The 208-nt window shown below is 63.5% G+C and carries 1 pseudogene; it reads left to right on the forward strand.

What is annotated here, in order from left to right:
• Nucleotides 1–42: 42 nt before the first annotated feature.
• Nucleotides 43–138: pseudogene (locus ACPYOI_RS37080) on the forward strand (substrate-binding domain-containing protein); the annotation flags it as partial.
• Between the last annotated feature and the right edge of the window lie 70 nt (nt 139–208).

Genomic DNA, 208 nt, shown 5'->3' on the forward strand with positions numbered 1-208 from the left:
GACTAGTCGTCGGCAGCGTCAGATGTGTATAAGAGACAGGTCGGTGACACCGTCGCGCTGCGGGCCGCCAAGGCCGGCGAAATGACCTCGATCCTTCAGGATGCCCGCGCCCAGGCGCAGGGCCTGTCTCTTATACACATCTCCGAGCCCACGAGACGCGTAGTAATCTGGGGGGGCGGTCTTTTCTTTGGGAAGAGGGGGGGGGGGG

The sequence above is a fragment of the Rhizobium sp. SVR5-2C genome (assembly GCF_056755115.1).